This is a genomic window from Tessaracoccus sp. OH4464_COT-324, from assembly GCF_003932855.1.
Lineage (GTDB): Bacteria > Actinomycetota > Actinomycetes > Propionibacteriales > Propionibacteriaceae > Arachnia.
The window spans coordinates 1-520 of record NZ_RQYZ01000081.1 but is presented as its reverse complement, the minus strand read 5'-3'; the positions used below and the strand labels follow the sequence as shown (position 1 = coordinate 520).

The 520-nt window shown below is 67.5% G+C and carries 1 protein-coding gene; it reads left to right on the top strand.

Annotated elements, in window-relative coordinates:
- Positions 1 to 520, top strand: a 520-nt coding sequence (locus EII42_RS13120; protein WP_158676522.1) for a hypothetical protein, incomplete at both ends; no start/stop codon positions are given.

Here is a 520-nt window from a genome sequence, read left to right as displayed (position 1 = left end):
CGGCCGCGATCGCCGCGGACGAGACGGAGCTGGGCCAGCAGCAGGCGCACGAGACCAAACTATTCGCGCAAGCGAACGCTGCCGAGCGGGAGCAGTTGCTCCGCGACCAGGCGCGTGCGCGCGAGTTGGCTAGCGAAGCGGTCCACCGGGCGCAGATGATGCTGCGTGTGCTGCGCGCCCGGACCCATCTAGCCGCGCAGATCAGCCAGGGCCTGGCCCAACAACTCCACGACCGCGCGAAACAGTGGGCAGAAAAAGCCAAGGATGCCGGTGACCTGGCGGATAGTTTGCCGGAGTTGATCCTGTTGGAGGGGTGGACAGGCCCAGCAGCCAGGCAGTACGGGCTGCGGGCGATGGTGCAGGCCAAGGCCTTCGAGGAGCACCGCCAGCTACCCTCGCTCTACGCGCGACTACTGGGCGATGCGGACAAGGCGACGATGCTGGAGTTGACGTTCGTGTGGCACGCGCTGAGCGAGGCCAGGGACGCTAACGCCTCGGCGTTGCGGGCTCGTTCTGCGCA